6 protein-coding genes are annotated in these 22,632 nt (G+C 46.6%); 1 reads left to right on the top strand and 5 read right to left on the bottom strand.

Annotated elements, in window-relative coordinates; all coding sequences use genetic code 11:
• Nucleotides 1-122: 122 nt before the first annotated feature.
• The 5 genes from arsJ to AC0L3Y_RS13015 all read right to left on the bottom strand — a co-directional run bounded on the left by arsJ (nt 123) and on the right by AC0L3Y_RS13015 (nt 5,408).
• Complete coding sequence (arsJ, locus tag AC0L3Y_RS12995) at nt 123-1,346, bottom strand: organoarsenical effux MFS transporter ArsJ (RefSeq protein WP_473464185.1); 1,224 nt, start codon at nt 1,344-1,346, stop codon at nt 123-125.
• 80 nt (nt 1,347-1,426) lie between these two features.
• Nucleotides 1,427-2,434: an ArsJ-associated glyceraldehyde-3-phosphate dehydrogenase gene (locus tag AC0L3Y_RS13000; RefSeq protein ID WP_473464189.1), complete on the bottom strand. Its 1,008-nt coding sequence runs from the start codon at nt 2,432-2,434 to the stop codon at nt 1,427-1,429.
• 40 nt (nt 2,435-2,474) lie between these two features.
• On the bottom strand, nt 2,475-2,819 hold the full coding sequence (locus AC0L3Y_RS13005) for a metalloregulator ArsR/SmtB family transcription factor (protein WP_473464192.1): 345 nt from the start codon (nt 2,817-2,819) through the stop codon (nt 2,475-2,477).
• Between the two features lie 184 nt (nt 2,820-3,003).
• Nucleotides 3,004-3,855: a universal stress protein gene (locus AC0L3Y_RS13010; protein WP_473464198.1), complete on the bottom strand. Its 852-nt coding sequence runs from the start codon at nt 3,853-3,855 to the stop codon at nt 3,004-3,006.
• Nucleotides 3,856-3,917: 62 nt separating this feature from the next.
• The gene (locus tag AC0L3Y_RS13015) at nt 3,918-5,408 is read right to left on the bottom strand and encodes a SulP family inorganic anion transporter (RefSeq protein WP_473464203.1); all 1,491 of its coding nucleotides are present in this window, start codon (nt 5,406-5,408) and stop codon (nt 3,918-3,920) included.
• Between the two features lie 401 nt (nt 5,409-5,809).
• On the opposite strand from AC0L3Y_RS13015, the gene AC0L3Y_RS13020 reads away from it, so the two are divergent.
• Nucleotides 5,810-22,603: an Ig-like domain-containing protein gene (locus AC0L3Y_RS13020; RefSeq protein ID WP_473464207.1), complete on the top strand. Its 16,794-nt coding sequence runs from the start codon at nt 5,810-5,812 to the stop codon at nt 22,601-22,603.
• The last annotated feature ends 29 nt before the right edge of the window (nt 22,604-22,632 follow it).

Genomic DNA, 22,632 nt, shown 5'->3' on the forward strand with positions numbered 1-22,632 from the left:
TCCTCTGTTTTAGGAATTTCTTAAAGTGTTTACCGGTACTATAAAAAACCAAACAAAGGATGAGTTATCTAGTTCGGTTTTTTATAGTCTTTTTGTCTCTCATACCACTCATAAATTCTAGACTAGAAAGAGGGTTGTTCTTTGATTTGCTTAGGCAGCCAAAGTGAAATGGCGCTGGTGAGAAATAAGAACCCAAATGACACCCACAAACAACTGATCAATCCATATTCTTGGTAAATCCATCCTGACAATAAAGTTCCTATCAACCGTCCCATAGCGTTGGCCATATAGTAAAACCCTACATCCATAGACACGCCTTCTTTACTGGCGAATTGAACGATAAGGTAACTGTGTAATGATGAATTAACTGCGAAAACAGCGCCAAACACAATAAGTCCACCTAACAGGATAATTTGCGGATAAAAAGATAACTGCAAACCGATTGCGATGCCTGCTGGCAAGACGGTTAATGCGAGTGCCCACAAGGTGACGACATTGGCGCTGGGAATCTGTTTACTGCGTTTGCCTGTAATATGCGGTGCAAGACTTTGGACTATGCCATAGCCAATCACCCAGAGTGCGAGAAAACCGCCAACCGTCCAATGATCCCAACCAAATTGACTGCTTAAATAAACGGGCAGTGCGACCACAAACCACACATCACGCGCGCCGAAAAGAAACATGCGAGCGGCAGAGAGAATATTGATTTCTCTGCTTTTCGAGAAGATTTCAGCGAATTTTGGTTTGCTCTTTGATTTACCAAGATCTTCTTTTAATTGCCAAAGACTAAACGCCCACACCAAGCCAAGAGCCAGCGTCATAATCAGAATCGCTTGATGAAAACCAACGGTGGTTAACAGTAAACCGCCAAGAAAGAATCCGATGCCTTTTAAAGCGTTCTTCGAACCTGTCAGTAAGGCGATCCATTGGTACAGTTGTCCACTTTCGCCTTTTGGTACTAAAACTTTGATGGAGCTTTTGGCGCTCATTTTATTGAGGTCTTTAGCAATGCCGGACAAGGCTTGTGCGATCATCACCCAAATCACGGTTAACCAGGTTGAAGGCACTAACAACATAGCGAGGGCGAGAATTTGCATGCCTAGGCCGATGTTCATGGTTCGGTTCAACCCCCATCGTGCGCCCAGCCAACCGCCAAATAGATTTGTTACCACGCCAAAGGCTTCATAGAAAACGAAGAGTAGGGCGATGTCTAATGCGCCGTAACCTAATTCGTAAAAATACAAAACAACCAACATGCGCAATGCGCCATCGGTAAGGGTAAAACACCAATAGTTGCCTGTGACGATCAAATATTGGCGAACGCTCTGGGATAGTTGTGAAAGCATAGTCTCGTCTTCTGCTTTGATGTTGTGGCGAAGGAAAGAAACGGTCTTGCGACCGTTTTTAAATTGTTTTTTATCTGAGCTTATTTATCCAAACGACCCACTTTACGCATTAGTTCTGCGGTGCGGTTGGCGTAACCCCATTCGTTGTCATACCAAACATACAGCTTCACTTGTGTTCCATTGATGACCATGGTGCTTGGCGCATCGATGATGCTAGAGCGAGGATCGGTTTTGTAATCGATAGAAACTAATGGGCGTTCTTCGTAGCCAAGGATGTCTTTTAATTCGCCTTCGCTGGCGGTTTTAAGTAATTGGTTGATTTCTGTTTCTGTGGTGGCGCGGTTCATCTCAAAAACGCAATCGGTCAGTGACGCATTGGTTAATGGGATGCGAACCGCGTGACCGTTTAGTTTGCCTTTTAGCTCTGGGAAAATGTGTGTAATGGCGGTCGCAGAACCAGTCGTTGTTGGGATTAAGCTACTGCCGCAAGCACGGGCGCGACGTAAATCTTTGTGGGGCGCATCGATAATGGTTTGTGTATTGGTTATGTCATGAATGGTGGTCATGGAACCGTGTTTTATACCGATGGATTCGTGCAGGACTTTTACTACGGGGGCGAGACAGTTAGTGGTACAAGAAGCTGCCGTGACGATTGGGTGTTGGCTTGGGTCGTAGTCTTTATCGTTTACGCCCATGACGACATTCAGCACACCGTCTTCTTTTACTGGTGCGGTCACGACAACACGTTTAACACCTTGGTCAAGATACGCTTGTAGCAATGCTTTGGTTTTCATTACGCCAGTGGCTTCAATGACCACGTCACATTGGGACCAGTCGGTTGAAGCTATGTCTCTATTTTTCGTACATTTGATTTCGTGACCGTTAATTAAGATAGTTTCACCGTCGCTGGTGGCGTTGTGGTGCCAGCGACCATGAACAGAGTCAAAATTAACTAAGTGAGCAAGTGTTGCTGCATCGCCAGCAGCATCATTGATTTTGACAAATTCTACGTCGTCCCAATCAAAAGCGGCGCGAAAAGATAGTCGACCCATGCGGCCGAATCCGTTGATTCCTACTTTAATTGTCATTATTCGTCTCCGTGTTATGAATGTGTTTACTCTCAAAAAATTAGCAGCAAGTTGTGAGTCGTTCTGGTCGACTACCCATATTTTCGAGTTGATTAACATTTTGTTGCAGCCATTGTTTTTGGCTATGTAAAGTGGTGTTTAATACCTGTTGTGCCCACTCTGGAAGCTCTGTATTAAGCTTGTAAAACACCCATTGACCTTGTCGCCTGTCGCTAAGCAAGCCGTTTTTACGTAATTGAGCAAGATGTCGCGAGATTTTAGGTTGCGATTCATTAAGTGCCGCCATGAGTTCGCAAACGCATAACTCTTCTGTTTGTGTAATTAATAAAAGACAACGTAAGCGTGTATCGTCTGCCAGTGCTTTAAAAAAGAAAGTTGGATCCATGTTAGTCGCCATTTAATACATTTTGATGTCTATTGGATTTTATAGTAGGAATTTATATATGGAAAGTCATATATTTGTTTTTTCATATGTTATGGTGTTGTTGATTGAGAGACAATAAAAAAGACGAGATCCTAAGGGCTCGTCTTTTGAGATGATTGGTGTAGCATTTTAAATTAGAGATTAATTAGCGAAGGATCAAAAGAGGGATATCACTTTCAATAATCATCTTGGTTGTATTGCTACCAACAAAGAACTGACGGACTTTTGAGTGGGCATATGCTCCCATTGCCATCAATTCGATATTATGGTCTTTGCGATACTGGGTGAGCACAGGGTAGATTTTACCTGGCTGAATAACCGAGGTGACTTCAAACCCTTCTTCTTCAAGTATGTTTTGAGCTTCTTCTAGTTTGGCGCGTCTTTCTTTTGAGTCGTCTCCTGCCATGACTAAGTGGCAAGGTAAACCTAATAGAAGTGGACTTTGGGCAATGCGAGCAATGGCATTGTCTGCGGCTTCACGGCCATCGTAGGCGATCATGAAATTTTTAGGCGCTTTGAATTTATCTACACTAATTAAAATGGGTTTATGTGAAGTGCGTGCAACTCGCTCTATGTGTGATCCAATTGTATGGGCGTTCATCGCATGGTTATCACCAAGTCGACCAATCACAATAAGACGAGTTTCATCCTCAAGATCAGCAAGTGTTTCAATAAGGTCGCCATGACGTTGTAGCAATTCTATTTGTTTGGCTCCGGCTTTTAGTGCAAATGCTTTGGCGTTTTCAAGTACCAACTTGCCATGTTCCAGTGCTAACTTAGCTCGTTGGGCGTCAAGCGCAACAAGCTCATCTAATAAATGCTCTCGACTACCAAAACCGATGGAACCAGATAGGTCCTCATCGGTTCTAGTAGCTTCTTTCTCTAAGGAATGCAGCAATGTCAGAGGGCAGGCCATTTGTTTGGCCGCCCATACAGATGCTGTGGTGACGTTTTCTGATAATGCAGAACCATCGATACAGGCGATTATATTTGTCATTGTTGTACTCCTTATCTCATTATTAAAAAAGAAGAGGGAGAACGTGAATCGCGGCTTAGTTGTTAATGGCCGCCCATCACTTTTTCAACTTCTTCTGGATTATTATGAACACCAAACTTGTCAACAACTGTCGCACTGGCTTCATTCAATCCTACTACTTCAACTTTAGCACCTTCACGACGGAATTTGATCACAACCTTATCTAAAGCAGATACGGATGTAATATCCCAGAAGTGTGCATCAGATAAATCGATCGTAACCTTTTCAACCGCTTCTTTAAAATCAAAAGAAGCATTAAATTGATCTGATGACGCAAAAAAGACTTGTCCGATTACTTTGTAAGTGCGGTGTCCGGTATTTTTGTCTTTATCATTTGTGACTACCATGAAGCGGCCGATTTTGTTGGCGAAGAATAATGCAGCCAATAGCACACCAACAAATACACCAAGTGCAAGGTTGTGAGTTGCCACAACAATAGAAACGGTCGCTAACATAACAATATTAGTTGATAGAGGATGTTTCTTCAGGTTAGTAATGGATTCCCAAGAGAAAGTACCGATAGAGACCATGATCATGACAGCGACGAGTGCTGCCATTGGAATTTGGCCAATAAGGTCGTCAAGGAAAACAACCATGATTAATAGTAGTAAGCCTGCAATGAAGGTGGATAAACGACCGCGTCCACCTGACTTTACATTAATAACAGACTGTCCAATCATGGCACAACCTGCCATACCACCAAATAAGCTTGATCCTATATTTGCAATGCCTTGACCTTTGCACTCACGATTCTTGTCACTGGTTGTATCAGTAAACTCGTCGACGATAGTTGCTGTCATCATTGACTCTAGTAAACCAACAAGTGCAAGACCAATAGAATAAGGCAAGATAATTATTAGCGTTTCTAGTGTCAATGGAACATCAGGCCATAAGAATATTGGTAAGGTGTCTGGAAGTTCACCCATATCTGAAACGGTACGGATATCTAATCCGTAAGTCATGGCAAAAATAGTGAGCACAACAATGCAAACCAATGGAGAAGGGAGCGCTTTACCAATAACAGGAATCAAAGGGAAAAGGTAAATTATGCCCAGACCTGCTGCTGTCATTGCGTAAACGTGCCAAGTGACATCGGTTAACTCTGGTAATTGAGCCATAAATATGAGGATGGCTAAGGCGTTGACGAATCCTGTTACGACGGACCTCGAGACAAATCGCATCAAAGAGCCGAGTTTTAAATAGCCAGCAAAAATCTGAATAACACCAGTTAATAAGCTGGCTGCCAATAAGTATTCTAAACCGTGATCCTTTACCAATGTCACCATCAATAAAGCCATTGCGCCGGTTGCTGCAGAAATCATCCCAGGGCGACCACCAACAAACGAGATGATAACAGCGATACAGAAAGATGCGTATAAACCCACTTTCGGATCTACGCCCGCAATAATAGAAAAGGCAATTGCTTCAGGTATTAAAGCAAGCGCAACAACGGTGCCAGCGAGTGAATCGCCCTTTATGTTTGAGAACCAATCTCGTTTTATCGAATCGATCATTTATTACCTTCTGAATTCATAAGAAAAATAAGCCATCGCTTTTTATTACAAGAAGCTTGTGGTTATTGCGCCAGAGTATGGCAAATGCATGACGTTCCCATACAGGCTTGATGAGAGAGTCAGGAGTAGACTTTGACAAAGGTTGTTGAAACAGATTATTGGAAGCAGAAATCTGTGAATGACTGAAGTCAAAGTCGAAGTGGCGGAAATTATAAAGATTTGAGTTGTGTATAGCAATATTAAGGCACGGAAAGCCTTGATAGATAAGGGAACTGTTTTTAAGCAACAAATAAATACAATGACTGTACCAAGGTACAATAGAGATGTTGCTTGCATTGCTCTACTTTATACACAACTAATAAATTATTCCGTCTTGTTTAAAGACGTCTAGGAGATCCACCATGAGCGACAGCCAAACATCATTTGAAACATCAGGTACAGCCATTGGCGTTATCACTAAAATTAGTGGTTCAGTGACAGTACAATCTATTGATGGTCAAGAGCGATTGGTCAACTTAGGCGATTCAATCTTTTTTGGCGAAACCGTTATTACTGGTTCATTAGGAAGTGTAACGATCACTTTCATTGATGGTACCGAAGTAGTTATTGGTGCTGACTCCGTCGTTGAAATGACAGACGAAATTTACAATACAGGCGATGCAGAAGATCTAGTAGCCGACTCGTCTAGTGAAGTGGAAGCATTACAGGCTGCAATTTTAGCGGGTAATGACCCGACTCTTGTTCAAGAAGCTCCAGCCGCAGGTGATGAGACACCAGCCCAAGATCGTGTCGATGTTTCTATTGAACGAACTGATTCAAGTGTTAGTGCAACCTTTGGGATTAACACAACAAGTTCTTTGCCTGCCTATGGCTATGACACTGGTAAGAGTTCTAGTAGTTCCTCAATATTAACAAGAACCACAAGTGAATCGGGTTCCAATGTCGATGCAGTTGCTGGCGTTGTTACAGTTAATTCTATTACTGCAGATGGCATTATTAACGCGGAAGAAGCTTCTGGCACAGTTGCTGTGTCTGGTCGTGCAAGTGGTGGTGATATTTCTACAGGCGACTCTGTCGTATTAGTTATCAATAATGTTACATACAGTACAACAGTATCTTCAGATGGTACTTGGTCCGTTGATGTTGAGGGTTCTGATTTAGCTGCCGACACATCATTCGATGTGGTTATCACTTCAAGTAATAATGATGGAAATACTGTTGAAAGTACTTCGACTGTAACTTATGACGTTGATTTAGCAGCTGAAGCAGGTGTTGTCACTGTAGATGATATTTCTGGTGATGACATTATCGATGCAGAAGAGGCTAGTGGTGATATTACTGTAAATGGCACGGCAACAGGTGGTGATGTTAAGCCTGGTGACCAAGTGACTATGACCATCAATGGTGTTTTATATGAAACGGTCGTGAATGATGATGGTTTATGGAGTGTTGATGTCGCCGGTACTGATTTAGCTGCTGATACATCATTTGATGTGACAGTTTTATCTAGTGATAGTGCTGGTAATACTGTCGAGACAACAACTGAATCTACTCATTCAATTGATCAAAGTCCATTGCTTGTAAACCTTGATATTGATTTTGTGACTGCTGATGCAACAGTAAATAGCAATGAAGCAGGAGGGGTGGTTACGTTAACTGGTTCTGTTACTGGTGATGATTTTGATAGTGGAGTGGTTACCCTAGTTATAAATAACGTGACTTATACAACGGAAGTGAACGAAGACGGTACTTGGTCTGTTGACGTGGCGGGTTCTGATTTAGAGGCTGATGAGAATAAAGAAGTTGAAGGAAATGTTGTTGTTGTAAATAGCATTGGTCAAGAAGGGACGGCAGAAACGACAGAGGGGTATCGTGTCGATACTGTTGCGAGAGCGACAATTCAAGTTAATTCAATTACTAATGATGATGTGATTAATGCTGAGGAAAGTGAAGGCACAGTCACTGTGTCAGGAAGAGTAGGCATCGACGCGTCTACAGGTGATAAAGTGACAATGACAATCAATGGTACTGTGTATACAACATTAGTATTGTCAGATGGTACATGGAGTTCAGAGGTGGCCGGTAGTGATCTAGCTGCCGATCAATCCTTTACAGTAAGTGTTATAGGTGAAGATGTTGTAGGTAATTCTTTTTCAGCCTCAACTGTTTCAACTCACACGGTTGATACAGCAGCAACAGCAGGCACGGTCACGGTTAATGCGATCACAGAAGATGACGTGATCAACGCAACAGAAAGCGGCGAGACAATCGCGGTATCTGGTTCGGCAACAGGTGGCGACATCGCGGAAAATGACGTCGTGACACTGGTTATCAACGGCGAGACTTACACAACAACCGTTGATGAAAACGGCGAATGGTCTGTTGACGTGGCGGGCTCAGACTTAGCAGAAGACACCGCGTTCGACGCGGTTGTTGAGTCAAGCGATGCGGCAGGAAACAAAGTCGATAGCACAGGATCTTCAACTCACACGGTTGATACAGCAGCAACAGCAGGCACGGTCACGGTTAATGCGATCACAGAAGATGACGTGATCAACGCAACAGAAAGCGGCGAGACAATCGCGGTATCTGGTTCGGCAACAGGTGGCGACATCGCGGAAAATGACGTCGTGACACTGGTTATCAACGGCGAGACTTACACAACAACCGTTGATGAAAACGGCGAATGGTCTGTTGACGTGGCGGGCTCAGACTTAGCAGAAGACACCGCGTTCGACGCGGTTGTTGAGTCAAGCGATGCGGCAGGAAACAAAGTCGATAGCACAGGATCTTCAACTCACACGGTTGATACAGCAGCAACAGCAGGCACGGTCACGGTTAATGCGATCACAGAAGATGACGTGATCAACGCAACAGAAAGCGGCGAGACAATCGCGGTATCTGGTTCGGCAACAGGTGGCGACATCGCGGAAAATGACGTCGTGACACTGGTTATCAACGGCGAGACTTACACAACAACCGTTGATGAAAACGGCGAATGGTCTGTTGACGTGGCGGGCTCAGACTTAGCAGAAGACACCGCGTTCGACGCGGTTGTTGAGTCAAGCGATGCGGCAGGAAACAAAGTCGATAGCACAGGATCTTCAACTCACACGGTTGATACAGCAGCAACAGCAGGCACGGTCACGGTTAATGCGATCACAGAAGATGACGTGATCAACGCAACAGAAAGCGGCGAGACAATCGCGGTATCTGGTTCGGCAACAGGTGGCGACATCGCGGAAAATGACGTCGTGACACTGGTTATCAACGGCGAGACTTACACAACAACCGTTGATGAAAACGGCGAATGGTCTGTTGACGTGGCGGGCTCAGACTTAGCAGAAGACACCGCGTTCGACGCGGTTGTTGAGTCAAGCGATGCGGCAGGAAACAAAGTCGATAGCACAGGATCTTCAACTCACACGGTTGATACAGCAGCAACAGCAGGCACGGTCACGGTTAATGCGATCACAGAAGATGACGTGATCAACGCAACAGAAAGCGGCGAGACAATCGCGGTATCTGGTTCGGCAACAGGTGGCGACATCGCGGAAAATGACGTCGTGACACTGGTTATCAACGGCGAGACTTACACAACAACCGTTGATGAAAACGGCGAATGGTCTGTTGACGTGGCGGGCTCAGACTTAGCAGAAGACACCGCGTTCGACGCGGTTGTTGAGTCAAGCGATGCGGCAGGAAACAAAGTCGATAGCACAGGATCTTCAACTCACACGGTTGATACAGCAGCAACAGCAGGCACGGTCACGGTTAATGCGATCACAGAAGATGACGTGATCAACGCAACAGAAAGCGGCGAGACAATCGCGGTATCTGGTTCGGCAACAGGTGGCGACATCGCGGAAAATGACGTCGTGACACTGGTTATCAACGGCGAGACTTACACAACAACCGTTGATGAAAACGGCGAATGGTCTGTTGACGTGGCGGGCTCAGACTTAGCAGAAGACACCGCGTTCGACGCGGTTGTTGAGTCAAGCGATGCGGCAGGAAACAAAGTCGATAGCACAGGATCTTCAACTCACACGGTTGATACAGCAGCAACAGCAGGCACGGTCACGGTTAATGCGATCACAGAAGATGACGTGATCAACGCAACAGAAAGCGGCGAGACAATCGCGGTATCTGGTTCGGCAACAGGTGGCGACATCGCGGAAAATGACGTCGTGACACTGGTTATCAACGGCGAGACTTACACAACAACCGTTGATGAAAACGGCGAATGGTCTGTTGACGTGGCGGGCTCAGACTTAGCAGAAGACACCGCGTTCGACGCGGTTGTTGAGTCAAGCGATGCGGCAGGAAACAAAGTCGATAGCACAGGATCTTCAACTCACACGGTTGATACAGCAGCAACAGCAGGCACGGTCACGGTTAATGCGATCACAGAAGATGACGTGATCAACGCAACAGAAAGCGGCGAGACAATCGCGGTATCTGGTTCGGCAACAGGTGGCGACATCGCGGAAAATGACGTCGTGACACTGGTTATCAACGGCGAGACTTACACAACAACCGTTGATGAAAACGGCGAATGGTCTGTTGACGTGGCGGGCTCAGACTTAGCAGAAGACACCGCGTTCGACGCGGTTGTTGAGTCAAGCGATGCGGCAGGAAACAAAGTCGATAGCACAGGATCTTCAACTCACACGGTTGATACAGCAGCAACAGCAGGCACGGTCACGGTTAATGCGATCACAGAAGATGACGTGATCAACGCAACAGAAAGCGGCGAGACAATCGCGGTATCTGGTTCGGCAACAGGTGGCGACATCGCGGAAAATGACGTCGTGACACTGGTTATCAACGGCGAGACTTACACAACAACCGTTGATGAAAACGGCGAATGGTCTGTTGACGTGGCGGGCTCAGACTTAGCAGAAGACACCGCGTTCGACGCGGTTGTTGAGTCAAGCGATGCGGCAGGAAACAAAGTCGATAGCACAGGATCTTCAACTCACACGGTTGATACAGCAGCAACAGCAGGCACGGTCACGGTTAATGCGATCACAGAAGATGACGTGATCAACGCAACAGAAAGCGGCGAGACAATCGCGGTATCTGGTTCGGCAACAGGTGGCGACATCGCGGAAAATGACGTCGTGACACTGGTTATCAACGGCGAGACTTACACAACAACCGTTGATGAAAACGGCGAATGGTCTGTTGACGTGGCGGGCTCAGACTTAGCAGAAGACACCGCGTTCGACGCGGTTGTTGAGTCAAGCGATGCGGCAGGAAACAAAGTCGATAGCACAGGATCTTCAACTCACACGGTTGATACAGCAGCAACAGCAGGCACGGTCACGGTTAATGCGATCACAGAAGATGACGTGATCAACGCAACAGAAAGCGGCGAGACAATCGCGGTATCTGGTTCGGCAACAGGTGGCGACATCGCGGAAAATGACGTCGTGACACTGGTTATCAACGGCGAGACTTACACAACAACCGTTGATGAAAACGGCGAATGGTCTGTTGACGTGGCGGGCTCAGACTTAGCAGAAGACACCGCGTTCGACGCGGTTGTTGAGTCAAGCGATGCGGCAGGAAACAAAGTCGATAGCACAGGATCTTCAACTCACACGGTTGATACAGCAGCAACAGCAGGCACGGTCACGGTTAATGCGATCACAGAAGATGACGTGATCAACGCAACAGAAAGCGGCGAGACAATCGCGGTATCTGGTTCGGCAACAGGTGGCGACATCGCGGAAAATGACGTCGTGACACTGGTTATCAACGGCGAGACTTACACAACAACCGTTGATGAAAACGGCGAATGGTCTGTTGACGTGGCGGGCTCAGACTTAGCAGAAGACACCGCGTTCGACGCGGTTGTTGAGTCAAGCGATGCGGCAGGAAACAAAGTCGATAGCACAGGATCTTCAACTCACACGGTTGATACAGCAGCAACAGCAGGCACGGTCACGGTTAATGCGATCACAGAAGATGACGTGATCAACGCAACAGAAAGCGGCGAGACAATCGCGGTATCTGGTTCGGCAACAGGTGGCGACATCGCGGAAAATGACGTCGTGACACTGGTTATCAACGGCGAGACTTACACAACAACCGTTGATGAAAACGGCGAATGGTCTGTTGACGTGGCGGGCTCAGACTTAGCAGAAGACACCGCGTTCGACGCGGTTGTTGAGTCAAGCGATGCGGCAGGAAACAAAGTCGATAGCACAGGATCTTCAACTCACACGGTTGATACAGCAGCAACAGCAGGCACGGTCACGGTTAATGCGATCACAGAAGATGACGTGATCAACGCAACAGAAAGCGGCGAGACAATCGCGGTATCTGGTTCGGCAACAGGTGGCGACATCGCGGAAAATGACGTCGTGACACTGGTTATCAACGGCGAGACTTACACAACAACCGTTGATGAAAACGGCGAATGGTCTGTTGACGTGGCGGGCTCAGACTTAGCAGAAGACACCGCGTTCGACGCGGTTGTTGAGTCAAGCGATGCGGCAGGAAACAAAGTCGATAGCACAGGATCTTCAACTCACACGGTTGATACAGCAGCAACAGCAGGCACGGTCACGGTTAATGCGATCACAGAAGATGACGTGATCAACGCAACAGAAAGCGGCGAGACAATCGCGGTATCTGGTTCGGCAACAGGTGGCGACATCGCGGAAAATGACGTCGTGACACTGGTTATCAACGGCGAGACTTACACAACAACCGTTGATGAAAACGGCGAATGGTCTGTTGACGTGGCGGGCTCAGACTTAGCAGAAGACACCGCGTTCGACGCGGTTGTTGAGTCAAGCGATGCGGCAGGAAACAAAGTCGATAGCACAGGATCTTCAACTCACACGGTTGATACAGCAGCAACAGCAGGCACGGTCACGGTTAATGCGATCACAGAAGATGACGTGATCAACGCAACAGAAAGCGGCGAGACAATCGCGGTATCTGGTTCGGCAACAGGTGGCGACATCGCGGAAAATGACGTCGTGACACTGGTTATCAACGGCGAGACTTACACAACAACCGTTGATGAAAACGGCGAATGGTCTGTTGACGTGGCGGGCTCAGACTTAGCAGAAGACACCGCGTTCGACGCGGTTGTTGAGTCAAGCGATGCGGCAGGAAACAAAGTCGATAGCACAGGATCTTCAACTCACACGGTTGATACAGCAGCAACAGCAGGCACGGTCACGGTTAATGCGATCACAGAAGATGACGTGATCAACGCAACAGAAAGCGGCGAGACAATCGCGGTATCTGGTTCGGCAACAGGTGGCGACATCGCGGAAAATGACGTCGTGACACTGGTTATCAACGGCGAGACTTACACAACAACCGTTGATGAAAACGGCGAATGGTCTGTTGACGTGGCGGGCTCAGACTTAGCAGAAGACACCGCGTTCGACGCGGTTGTTGAGTCAAGCGATGCGGCAGGAAACAAAGTCGATAGCACAGGATCTTCAACTCACACGGTTGATACAGCAGCAACAGCAGGCACGGTCACGGTTAATGCGATCACAGAAGATGACGTGATCAACGCAACAGAAAGCGGCGAGACAATCGCGGTATCTGGTTCGGCAACAGGTGGCGACATCGCGGAAAATGACGTCGTGACACTGGTTATCAACGGCGAGACTTACACAACAACCGTTGATGAAAACGGCGAATGGTCTGTTGACGTGGCGGGCTCAGACTTAGCAGAAGACACCGCGTTCGACGCGGTTGTTGAGTCAAGCGATGCGGCAGGAAACAAAGTCGATAGCACAGGATCTTCAACTCACACGGTTGATACAGCAGCAACAGCAGGCACGGTCACGGTTAATGCGATCACAGAAGATGACGTGATCAACGCAACAGAAAGCGGCGAGACAATCGCGGTATCTGGTTCGGCAACAGGTGGCGACATCGCGGAAAATGACGTCGTGACACTGGTTATCAACGGCGAGACTTACACAACAACCGTTGATGAAAACGGCGAATGGTCTGTTGACGTGGCGGGCTCAGACTTAGCAGAAGACACCGCGTTCGACGCGGTTGTTGAGTCAAGCGATGCGGCAGGAAACAAAGTCGATAGCACAGGATCTTCAACTCACACGGTTGATACAGCAGCAACAGCAGGCACGGTCACGGTTAATGCGATCACAGAAGATGACGTGATCAACGCAACAGAAAGCGGCGAGACAATCGCGGTATCTGGTTCGGCAACAGGTGGCGACATCGCGGAAAATGACGTCGTGACACTGGTTATCAACGGCGAGACTTACACAACAACCGTTGATGAAAACGGCGAATGGTCTGTTGACGTGGCGGGCTCAGACTTAGCAGAAGACACCGCGTTCGACGCGGTTGTTGAGTCAAGCGATGCGGCAGGAAACAAAGTCGATAGCACAGGATCTTCAACTCACACGGTTGATACAGCAGCAACAGCAGGCACGGTCACGGTTAATGCGATCACAGAAGATGACGTGATCAACGCAACAGAAAGCGGCGAGACAATCGCGGTATCTGGTTCGGCAACAGGTGGCGACATCGCGGAAAATGACGTCGTGACACTGGTTATCAACGGCGAGACTTACACAACAACCGTTGATGAAAACGGCGAATGGTCTGTTGACGTGGCGGGCTCAGACTTAGCAGAAGACACCGCGTTCGACGCGGTTGTTGAGTCAAGCGATGCGGCAGGAAACAAAGTCGATAGCACAGGATCTTCAACTCACACGGTTGATACAGCAGCAACAGCAGGCACGGTCACGGTTAATGCGATCACAGAAGATGACGTGATCAACGCAACAGAAAGCGGCGAGACAATCGCGGTATCTGGTTCGGCAACAGGTGGCGACATCGCGGAAAATGACGTCGTGACACTGGTTATCAACGGCGAGACTTACACAACAACCGTTGATGAAAACGGCGAATGGTCTGTTGACGTGGCGGGCTCAGACTTAGCAGAAGACACCGCGTTCGACGCGGTTGTTGAGTCAAGCGATGCGGCAGGAAACAAAGTCGATAGCACAGGATCTTCAACTCACACGGTTGATACAGCAGCAACAGCAGGCACGGTCACGGTTAATGCGATCACAGAAGATGACGTGATCAACGCAACAGAAAGCGGCGAGACAATCGCGGTATCTGGTTCGGCAACAGGTGGCGACATCGCGGAAAATGACGTCGTGACACTGGTTATCAACGGCGAGACTTACACAACAACCGTTGATGAAAACGGCGAATGGTCTGTTGACGTGGCGGGCTCAGACTTAGCAGAAGACACCGCGTTCGACGCGGTTGTTGAGTCAAGCGATGCGGCAGGAAACAAAGTCGATAGCACAGGATCTTCAACTCACACGGTTGATACAGCAGCAACAGCAGGCACGGTCACGGTTAATGCGATCACAGAAGATGACGTGATCAACGCAACAGAAAGCGGCGAGACAATCGCGGTATCTGGTTCGGCAACAGGTGGCGACATCGCGGAAAATGACGTCGTGACACTGGTTATCAACGGCGAGACTTACACAACAACCGTTGATGAAAACGGCGAATGGTCTGTTGACGTGGCGGGCTCAGACTTAGCAGAAGACACCGCGTTCGACGCGGTTGTTGAGTCAAGCGATGCGGCAGGAAACAAAGTCGATAGCACAGGATCTTCAACTCACACGGTTGATACAGCAGCAACAGCAGGCACGGTCACGGTTAATGCGATCACAGAAGATGACGTGATCAACGCAACAGAAAGCGGCGAGACAATCGCGGTATCTGGTTCGGCAACAGGTGGCGACATCGCGGAAAATGACGTCGTGACACTGGTTATCAACGGCGAGACTTACACAACAACCGTTGATGAAAACGGCGAATGGTCTGTTGACGTGGCGGGCTCAGACTTAGCAGAAGACACCGCGTTCGACGCGGTTGTTGAGTCAAGCGATGCGGCAGGAAACAAAGTCGATAGCACAGGATCTTCAACTCACACGGTTGATACAGCAGCAACAGCAGGCACGGTCACGGTTAATGCGATCACAGAAGATGACGTGATCAACGCAACAGAAAGCGGCGAGACAATCGCGGTATCTGGTTCGGCAACAGGTGGCGACATCGCGGAAAATGACGTCGTGACACTGGTTATCAACGGCGAGACTTACACAACAACCGTTGATGAAAACGGCGAATGGTCTGTTGACGTGGCGGGCTCAGACTTAGCAGAAGACACCGCGTTCGACGCGGTTGTTGAGTCAAGCGATGCGGCAGGAAACAAAGTCGATAGCACAGGATCTTCAACTCACACGGTTGATACAGCAGCAACAGCAGGCACGGTCACGGTTAATGCGATCACAGAAGATGACGTGATCAACGCAACAGAAAGCGGCGAGACAATCGCGGTATCTGGTTCGGCAACAGGTGGCGACATCGCGGAAAATGACGTCGTGACACTGGTTATCAACGGCGAGACTTACACAACAACCGTTGATGAAAACGGCGAATGGTCTGTTGACGTGGCGGGCTCAGACTTAGCAGAAGACACCGCGTTCGACGCGGTTGTTGAGTCAAGCGATGCGGCAGGAAACAAAGTCGATAGCACAGGATCTTCAACTCACACGGTTGATACAGCAGCAACAGCAGGCACGGTCACGGTTAATGCGATCACAGAAGATGACGTGATCAACGCAACAGAAAGCGGCGAGACAATCGCGGTATCTGGTTCGGCAACAGGTGGCGACATCGCGGAAAATGACGTCGTGACACTGGTTATCAACGGCGAGACTTACACAACAACCGTTGATGAAAACGGCGAATGGTCTGTTGACGTGGCGGGCTCAGACTTAGCAGAAGACACCGCGTTCGACGCGGTTGTTGAGTCAAGCGATGCGGCAGGAAACAAAGTCGATAGCACAGGATCTTCAACTCACACGGTTGATACAGCAGCAACAGCAGGCACGGTCACGGTTAATGCGATCACAGAAGATGACGTGATCAACGCAACAGAAAGCGGCGAGACAATCGCGGTATCTGGTTCGGCAACAGGTGGCGACATCGCGGAAAATGACGTCGTGACACTGGTTATCAACGGCGAGACTTACACAACAACCGTTGATGAAAACGGCGAATGGTCTGTTGACGTGGCGGGCTCAGACTTAGCAGAAGACACCGCGTTCGACGCGGTTGTTGAGTCAAGCGATGCGGCAGGAAACAAAGTCGATAGCACAGGATCTTCAACTCACACGGTTGATACAGCAGCAACAGCAGGCACGGTCACGGTTAATGCGATCACAGAAGATGACGTGATCAACGCAACAGAAAGCGGCGAGACAATCGCGGTATCTGGTTCGGCAACAGGTGGCGACATCGCGGAAAATGACGTCGTGACACTGGTTATCAACGGCGAGACTTACACAACAACCGTTGATGAAAACGGCGAATGGTCTGTTGACGTGGCGGGCTCAGACTTAGCAGAAGACACCGCGTTCGACGCGGTTGTTGAGTCAAGCGATGCGGCAGGAAACAAAGTCGATAGCACAGGATCTTCAACTCACACGGTTGATACAGCAGCAACAGCAGGCACGGTCACGGTTAATGCGATCACAGAAGATGACGTGATCAACGCAACAGAAAGCGGCGAGACAATCGCGGTATCTGGTTCGGCAACAGGTGGCGACATCGCGGAAAATGACGTCGTGACACTGGTTATCAACGGCGAGACTTACACAACAACCGTTGATGAAAACGGCGAATGGTCTGTTGACGTGGCGGGCTCAGACTTAGCAGAAGACACCGCGTTCGACGCGGTTGTTGAGTCAAGCGATGCGGCAGGAAACAAAGTCGATAGCACAGGATCTTCAACTCACACGGTTGATACAGCAGCAACAGCAGGCACGGTCACGGTTAATGCGATCACAGAAGATGACGTGATCAACGCAACAGAAAGCGGCGAGACAATCGCGGTATCTGGTTCGGCAACAGGTGGCGACATCGCGGAAAATGACGTCGTGACACTGGTTATCAACGGCGAGACTTACACAACAACCGTTGATGAAAACGGCGAATGGTCTGTTGACGTGGCGGGCTCAGACTTAGCAGAAGACACCGCGTTCGACGCGGTTGTTGAGTCAAGCGATGCGGCAGGAAACAAAGTCGATAGCACAGGATCTTCAACTCACACGGTTGATACAGCAGCAACAGCAGGCACGGTCACGGTTAATGCGATCACAGAAGATGACGTGATCAACGCAACAGAAAGCGGCGAGACAATCGCGGTATCTGGTTCGGCAACAGGTGGCGACATCGCGGAAAATGACGTCGTGACACTGGTTATCAACGGCGAGACTTACACAACAACCGTTGATGAAAACGGCGAATGGTCTGTTGACGTGGCGGGCTCAGACTTAGCAGAAGACACCGCGTTCGACGCGGTTGTTGAGTCAAGCGATGCGGCAGGAAACAAAGTCGATAGCACAGGATCTTCAACTCACACGGTTGATACAGCAGCAACAGCAGGCACGGTCACGGTTAATGCGATCACAGAAGATGACGTGATCAACGCAACAGAAAGCGGCGAGACAATCGCGGTATCTGGTTCGGCAACAGGTGGCGACATCGCGGAAAATGACGTCGTGACACTGGTTATCAACGGCGAGACTTACACAACAACCGTTGATGAAAACGGCGAATGGTCTGTTGACGTGGCGGGCTCAGACTTAGCAGAAGACACCGCGTTCGACGCGGTTGTTGAGTCAAGCGATGCGGCAGGAAACAAAGTCGATAGCACAGGATCTTCAACTCACACGGTTGATGTTAAGGCTGGGGCTTTTATTGATATTGATAAGGTTTCTTCTGATAGTGTTATTAATGCTCAAGAAGCTGCAGAGGGCAATTACATTTCAATTACAGGATATGTTGCAAATGATGCCAAGCCTGGAGATGCTATTACTTTGAGTGTTGATGGTGTTGTTGTAGGTACAGGTACTGTTTCTGAAATGCTGAATGAAAATGGTCAATACACATACTCTATTGATGTTCTCGGTTCTAAGCTGGTTGAAGTAAGTGGCGGTAATTATTTTAATAAATTGACCGCTACTGTAACGGGTGAAGATGATGCTGGAAACTCTTTTAATGAAGACACTACTGAAGCCTATTTTATAGATGCAGTAGCTGATGAAGGCATAGTGACTGTTGATGATATCACTTCTGATAACGTGATTAATGCATCTGAATCGGATTCCACAGTAAGCGTCACGGGAGCCGCGAGTGGTGGTGATGTTTCGGTTGATGATGTTGTTACTATGACAATCAATGGTAAAGATTATTCAACAACTGTTGATGCAGATGGTAAATGGACAGTTGAAGTTGCAGGTAGTGATTTAGCTGCGGGCACTGAGTTCGATGTCAATGTGACTTCTTCAGATGAGGCTGGTAATAAGGTGACATCTTCAACGACGGCTACTTACTCTGTTGACTTGTCTCAGAATATTACATTAAGTGCTTCTGAAGGAGAGACGCAAATTCTGACTGGTTTACCTGAAGATTTTGCATTCCCAGATGGTGTTACTCATATTGAGACTGAGTTAGGCGGAACAATTAGCTTGGTTGATGGGCAATACATTTATGATTCGCCAGTGGTTGATCATGAAGGTAATGACACTGTTGCAGATACTGTCACTATTACTCTTGAGGATGGCCGATCTTTTGATATTAGTGTTGATTTGGAAGACTCTGCGCCTGTTGCTAAAAATGATACGGGTAGTGTCATTGTTCAGCACGAAGAGTTTCAAGTTTCAGGTATTGAAGCGAGTTGGAAGAATTATTCAAACGGTGAAAATGTTACTGCTTTTGATGGTACATCTGATTTAGGTGGAGTTGATAATGATTCAGCTAATGACCAGTTACGTTGGGGGCGTGCTGTTGATAATGACCTACAATCTGGTTACGGCTTTATCGATAATGATAGTAATCTTGATGGTCGTTTTGACCTAAATGAAGATATTAGTATAGGTACCTTTACTCACTATAATTACCCTGTCTATGCTGGCGGTGCTATTACTGCTGCTGAAATGAATATTGATTTTGCAGTATTGGATCATACAGGTGTGAGTACTCCAGTTACCTTAACGGTTAATTTTGACCATAATGAAACCACTAATACTAATGACGCTGAAGAGTCTCGCGATATTGTTACGGTTCAGAATACATCTGTTACGTTTGAGCGAGATGGTGAAATTTATACGCTTCAAGTTGTAGGCTTTAGAGAAGTTGGTAATTCTGATGGTGAAGTTATTACTTCTATTCATACCTATGAGAATGCAGCAACCAGTTATGAGCTTGTTGTCCGTGTAGTTGAGGGTTCTGGCTATAGCTTACCTTCAACAACAGGCAATGTTCTTGACGATAACGGTTTGGGTGCGGATGAGTTAAGTCTTGACGGTGAAATAACCGTAGTTGGAGCAAGTGTTGAGGGAGGCGTTGTTTCAATTTCTGATGCTGATTCTTACACTGTAGTTGGAGAATACGGTAATTTAGTTTTAAACAACGATGGTAGTTACAAGTATGAGGCAACTGCCAGCATTTCCAAGATCCCAGATGGTGCTACTGATACATTTACTTATGTTATCCAGGACGACGATGGTAGTACTTCTAGCGCTAACTTAACTATTAATGTGGGAACTAACTCTGCTCCAGTTGCCGTTGATGATAGTTCAAGTACTTTGGACTCTGCGTTTGCTGGGCTTGTGGGAAGTTACTATGGTACAGACAGTCAAATTGGTAGTTTGGCTGACTTCCTTGAAATTGTAGAGAATAACGATCCTACAGCGACCTTTAATGCAACAAGCATTGATTATTCATCTGTTGATTCTAATTATGATGTTGCGAATGGAACAAATCTTCAGTCGTTCCTTGGTGAAGATGCGAATTCATTAAGTTCTGACCCAGGTAATAATACAGATGGTGGTATTCATCTGCAGGGTTACATCTACTTGGCAGCAGGTACTTATAACTTCCAAGTGAATGCTGATGACGGCTATCAGATTTTAGTTGACGGTCAGGATGTGGCTTCCATTAGTTATAATCAGTCGCCAAAATCAACGACTCATGATGAGTTTACGATTGCTGAAGATGGTTATTATTCAATTGATATGGTTTGGTGGGATCAGGGTGGTGATTATGTCTTCCAGCCAACCATTAGTTCTGATGGCGGTGATACTTATGTAACGCTCGATTCAAGTATGTTAAGTAGCAGTAAAGGCTCACCTTTGTCGACGACGGATGAGCAATCTATCGTTATTAGTGCTGATACTTTATTGGCAAATGATATTGATACAGATGGAGATACTCTATCAATCAGTAGCGTTGGTAATGCTCAGAATGGTTATGCTTACTTAAATAGTGCAGGTAGTGTGGTATTTATTGCGACAGCAGGCTTTAGTGGTACAGCAACTTTTGATTACACCATTACTGATGGCAAAGGTGGTTATGATACCGCTACGGCTTCCATTGAAGTGACTGCATCAGCAATCTTACCAACGGTTACTATTTCAACATCTGCAATTGATGTTATAGATACTAATGTATGGAAAGGCCATGAGAGCACTTTTGAATCTCAAGTGTTAACTGATTCAACTAACTCTCAAGGGAGTAATCGTTCTTATTATGTCAACGGAGACTTGAATAATAGTGGAACAGCTGGCGATGGTAATGACGATGTGGTTATCACTGGTAATGTAAACGCTAAGTTATATCTCGATGATAGCTCGAGTAATGGCGATGATAACCTTCTTGTTAAAGGAAATACTAATAGCGGAGGAATTGTCTATGCCGGTGCAGGAGATGACTCAGTAGAGGTTAGTGGTAATGTAAATGAAGATATTAATTTATCTTCTGGTGATGATCGTTTAGCAGTTGGCGGCAGCATTAATTCAGGAGTAAGTGTCGAGTTAGGTGAAGGGGATGATTCTCTATATGTTGCTAATGATTTAAATGATGAGGTTTATGGTGGTAGTGGTGATGACACTATTGAGATTGCTGTAGATATTAATTCTGGAGGCGATTTATATTTAGAATCTGGTGATGATACTGTGTTAGTACATGGAAACGTCTCGGGAAATATCGAGGGCGGAAGTGGTGATGATGCCATCATAATAGAAGGCAAATTATCAGGAAGTATTGATACTGGTACTGGTAGTGATTTGGTTCATGTTAAGAGTCAAGTTTGGGCTGAGGCAGCAATTGATCTTGGTAGTGATGATGATATTTTGATTGTAGATCATAGATTGTATGGGACGGTTAATGGAGGAGATGGAAATGATTCTATCTACTTAGCCTTCTACACGATGGATGATTATTCTAATAATAAAGATGGGATCAAAGATAACATTACTAATTTCGAAAATATTATGCTGAATGATGGTGTTGTTAAAGGAGATGCAAGTGCTTTTAGTAGTTATAACTATAACTCTGAAGCTTTTGCTTACAATGTTTCGGTTAGTATAGATAACAGTACCGAATCTTCTATTTTAACTTTAACAGGAATACCATTAACAGCTTCTCTTACCTTAGGCGGAGAGTTACTTACTGCTAATGACGATGGTAATTATAGTATTGATATTGCAGCAGGTCAGACATCTATTGATGATTTGAAGATTTTAAGTGAAATTGAATTACCTGACTTAGAAATAACAAGTACTGTTACAAATAAAGTCGATGACTCAGGGGTAGATGATATTATCGTCACTGACAGTTATTTAGAAGGAACTGATGGCTTAGATACTCTTGTTGGTGATCTGGGTGATGATGTTCTGTTTGGTGGAGATGATGACGTATCTGACATTTTAATTGGAGCGGACGGTAGTGATATCTTCATTCTAAATGAAGTCACAGATCAAATTAATATTGATACTATAACTGACTTTAATGCAGCTGAAGACATTCTCGATCTAACCGACTTGTTGGTTGGAATTGAAGGAAGCCCAAGCAAAGATGCTGATGCAGATGACATTATGGCGTTCTTAAATGAACATGTTGAAGTCAAAGACGGTAGTGTCAAAGTCAAAGAAAATGCCGGTGATGAAGGAGACGATGTTGCTAATTTCATTGATGAAACATCATCATTTGATTCAAATGGAGATGGTACTGTGAGTTCACTTGATAGCATTAAAGTTATCTACAATGATCAAGAGTACAGTATCAATATTGATGGCTAGTAAATAGCACCGATTAAAAAGCCGAGCTG

It is taken from the genome of Marinomonas sp. GJ51-14 (assembly GCF_055808695.1).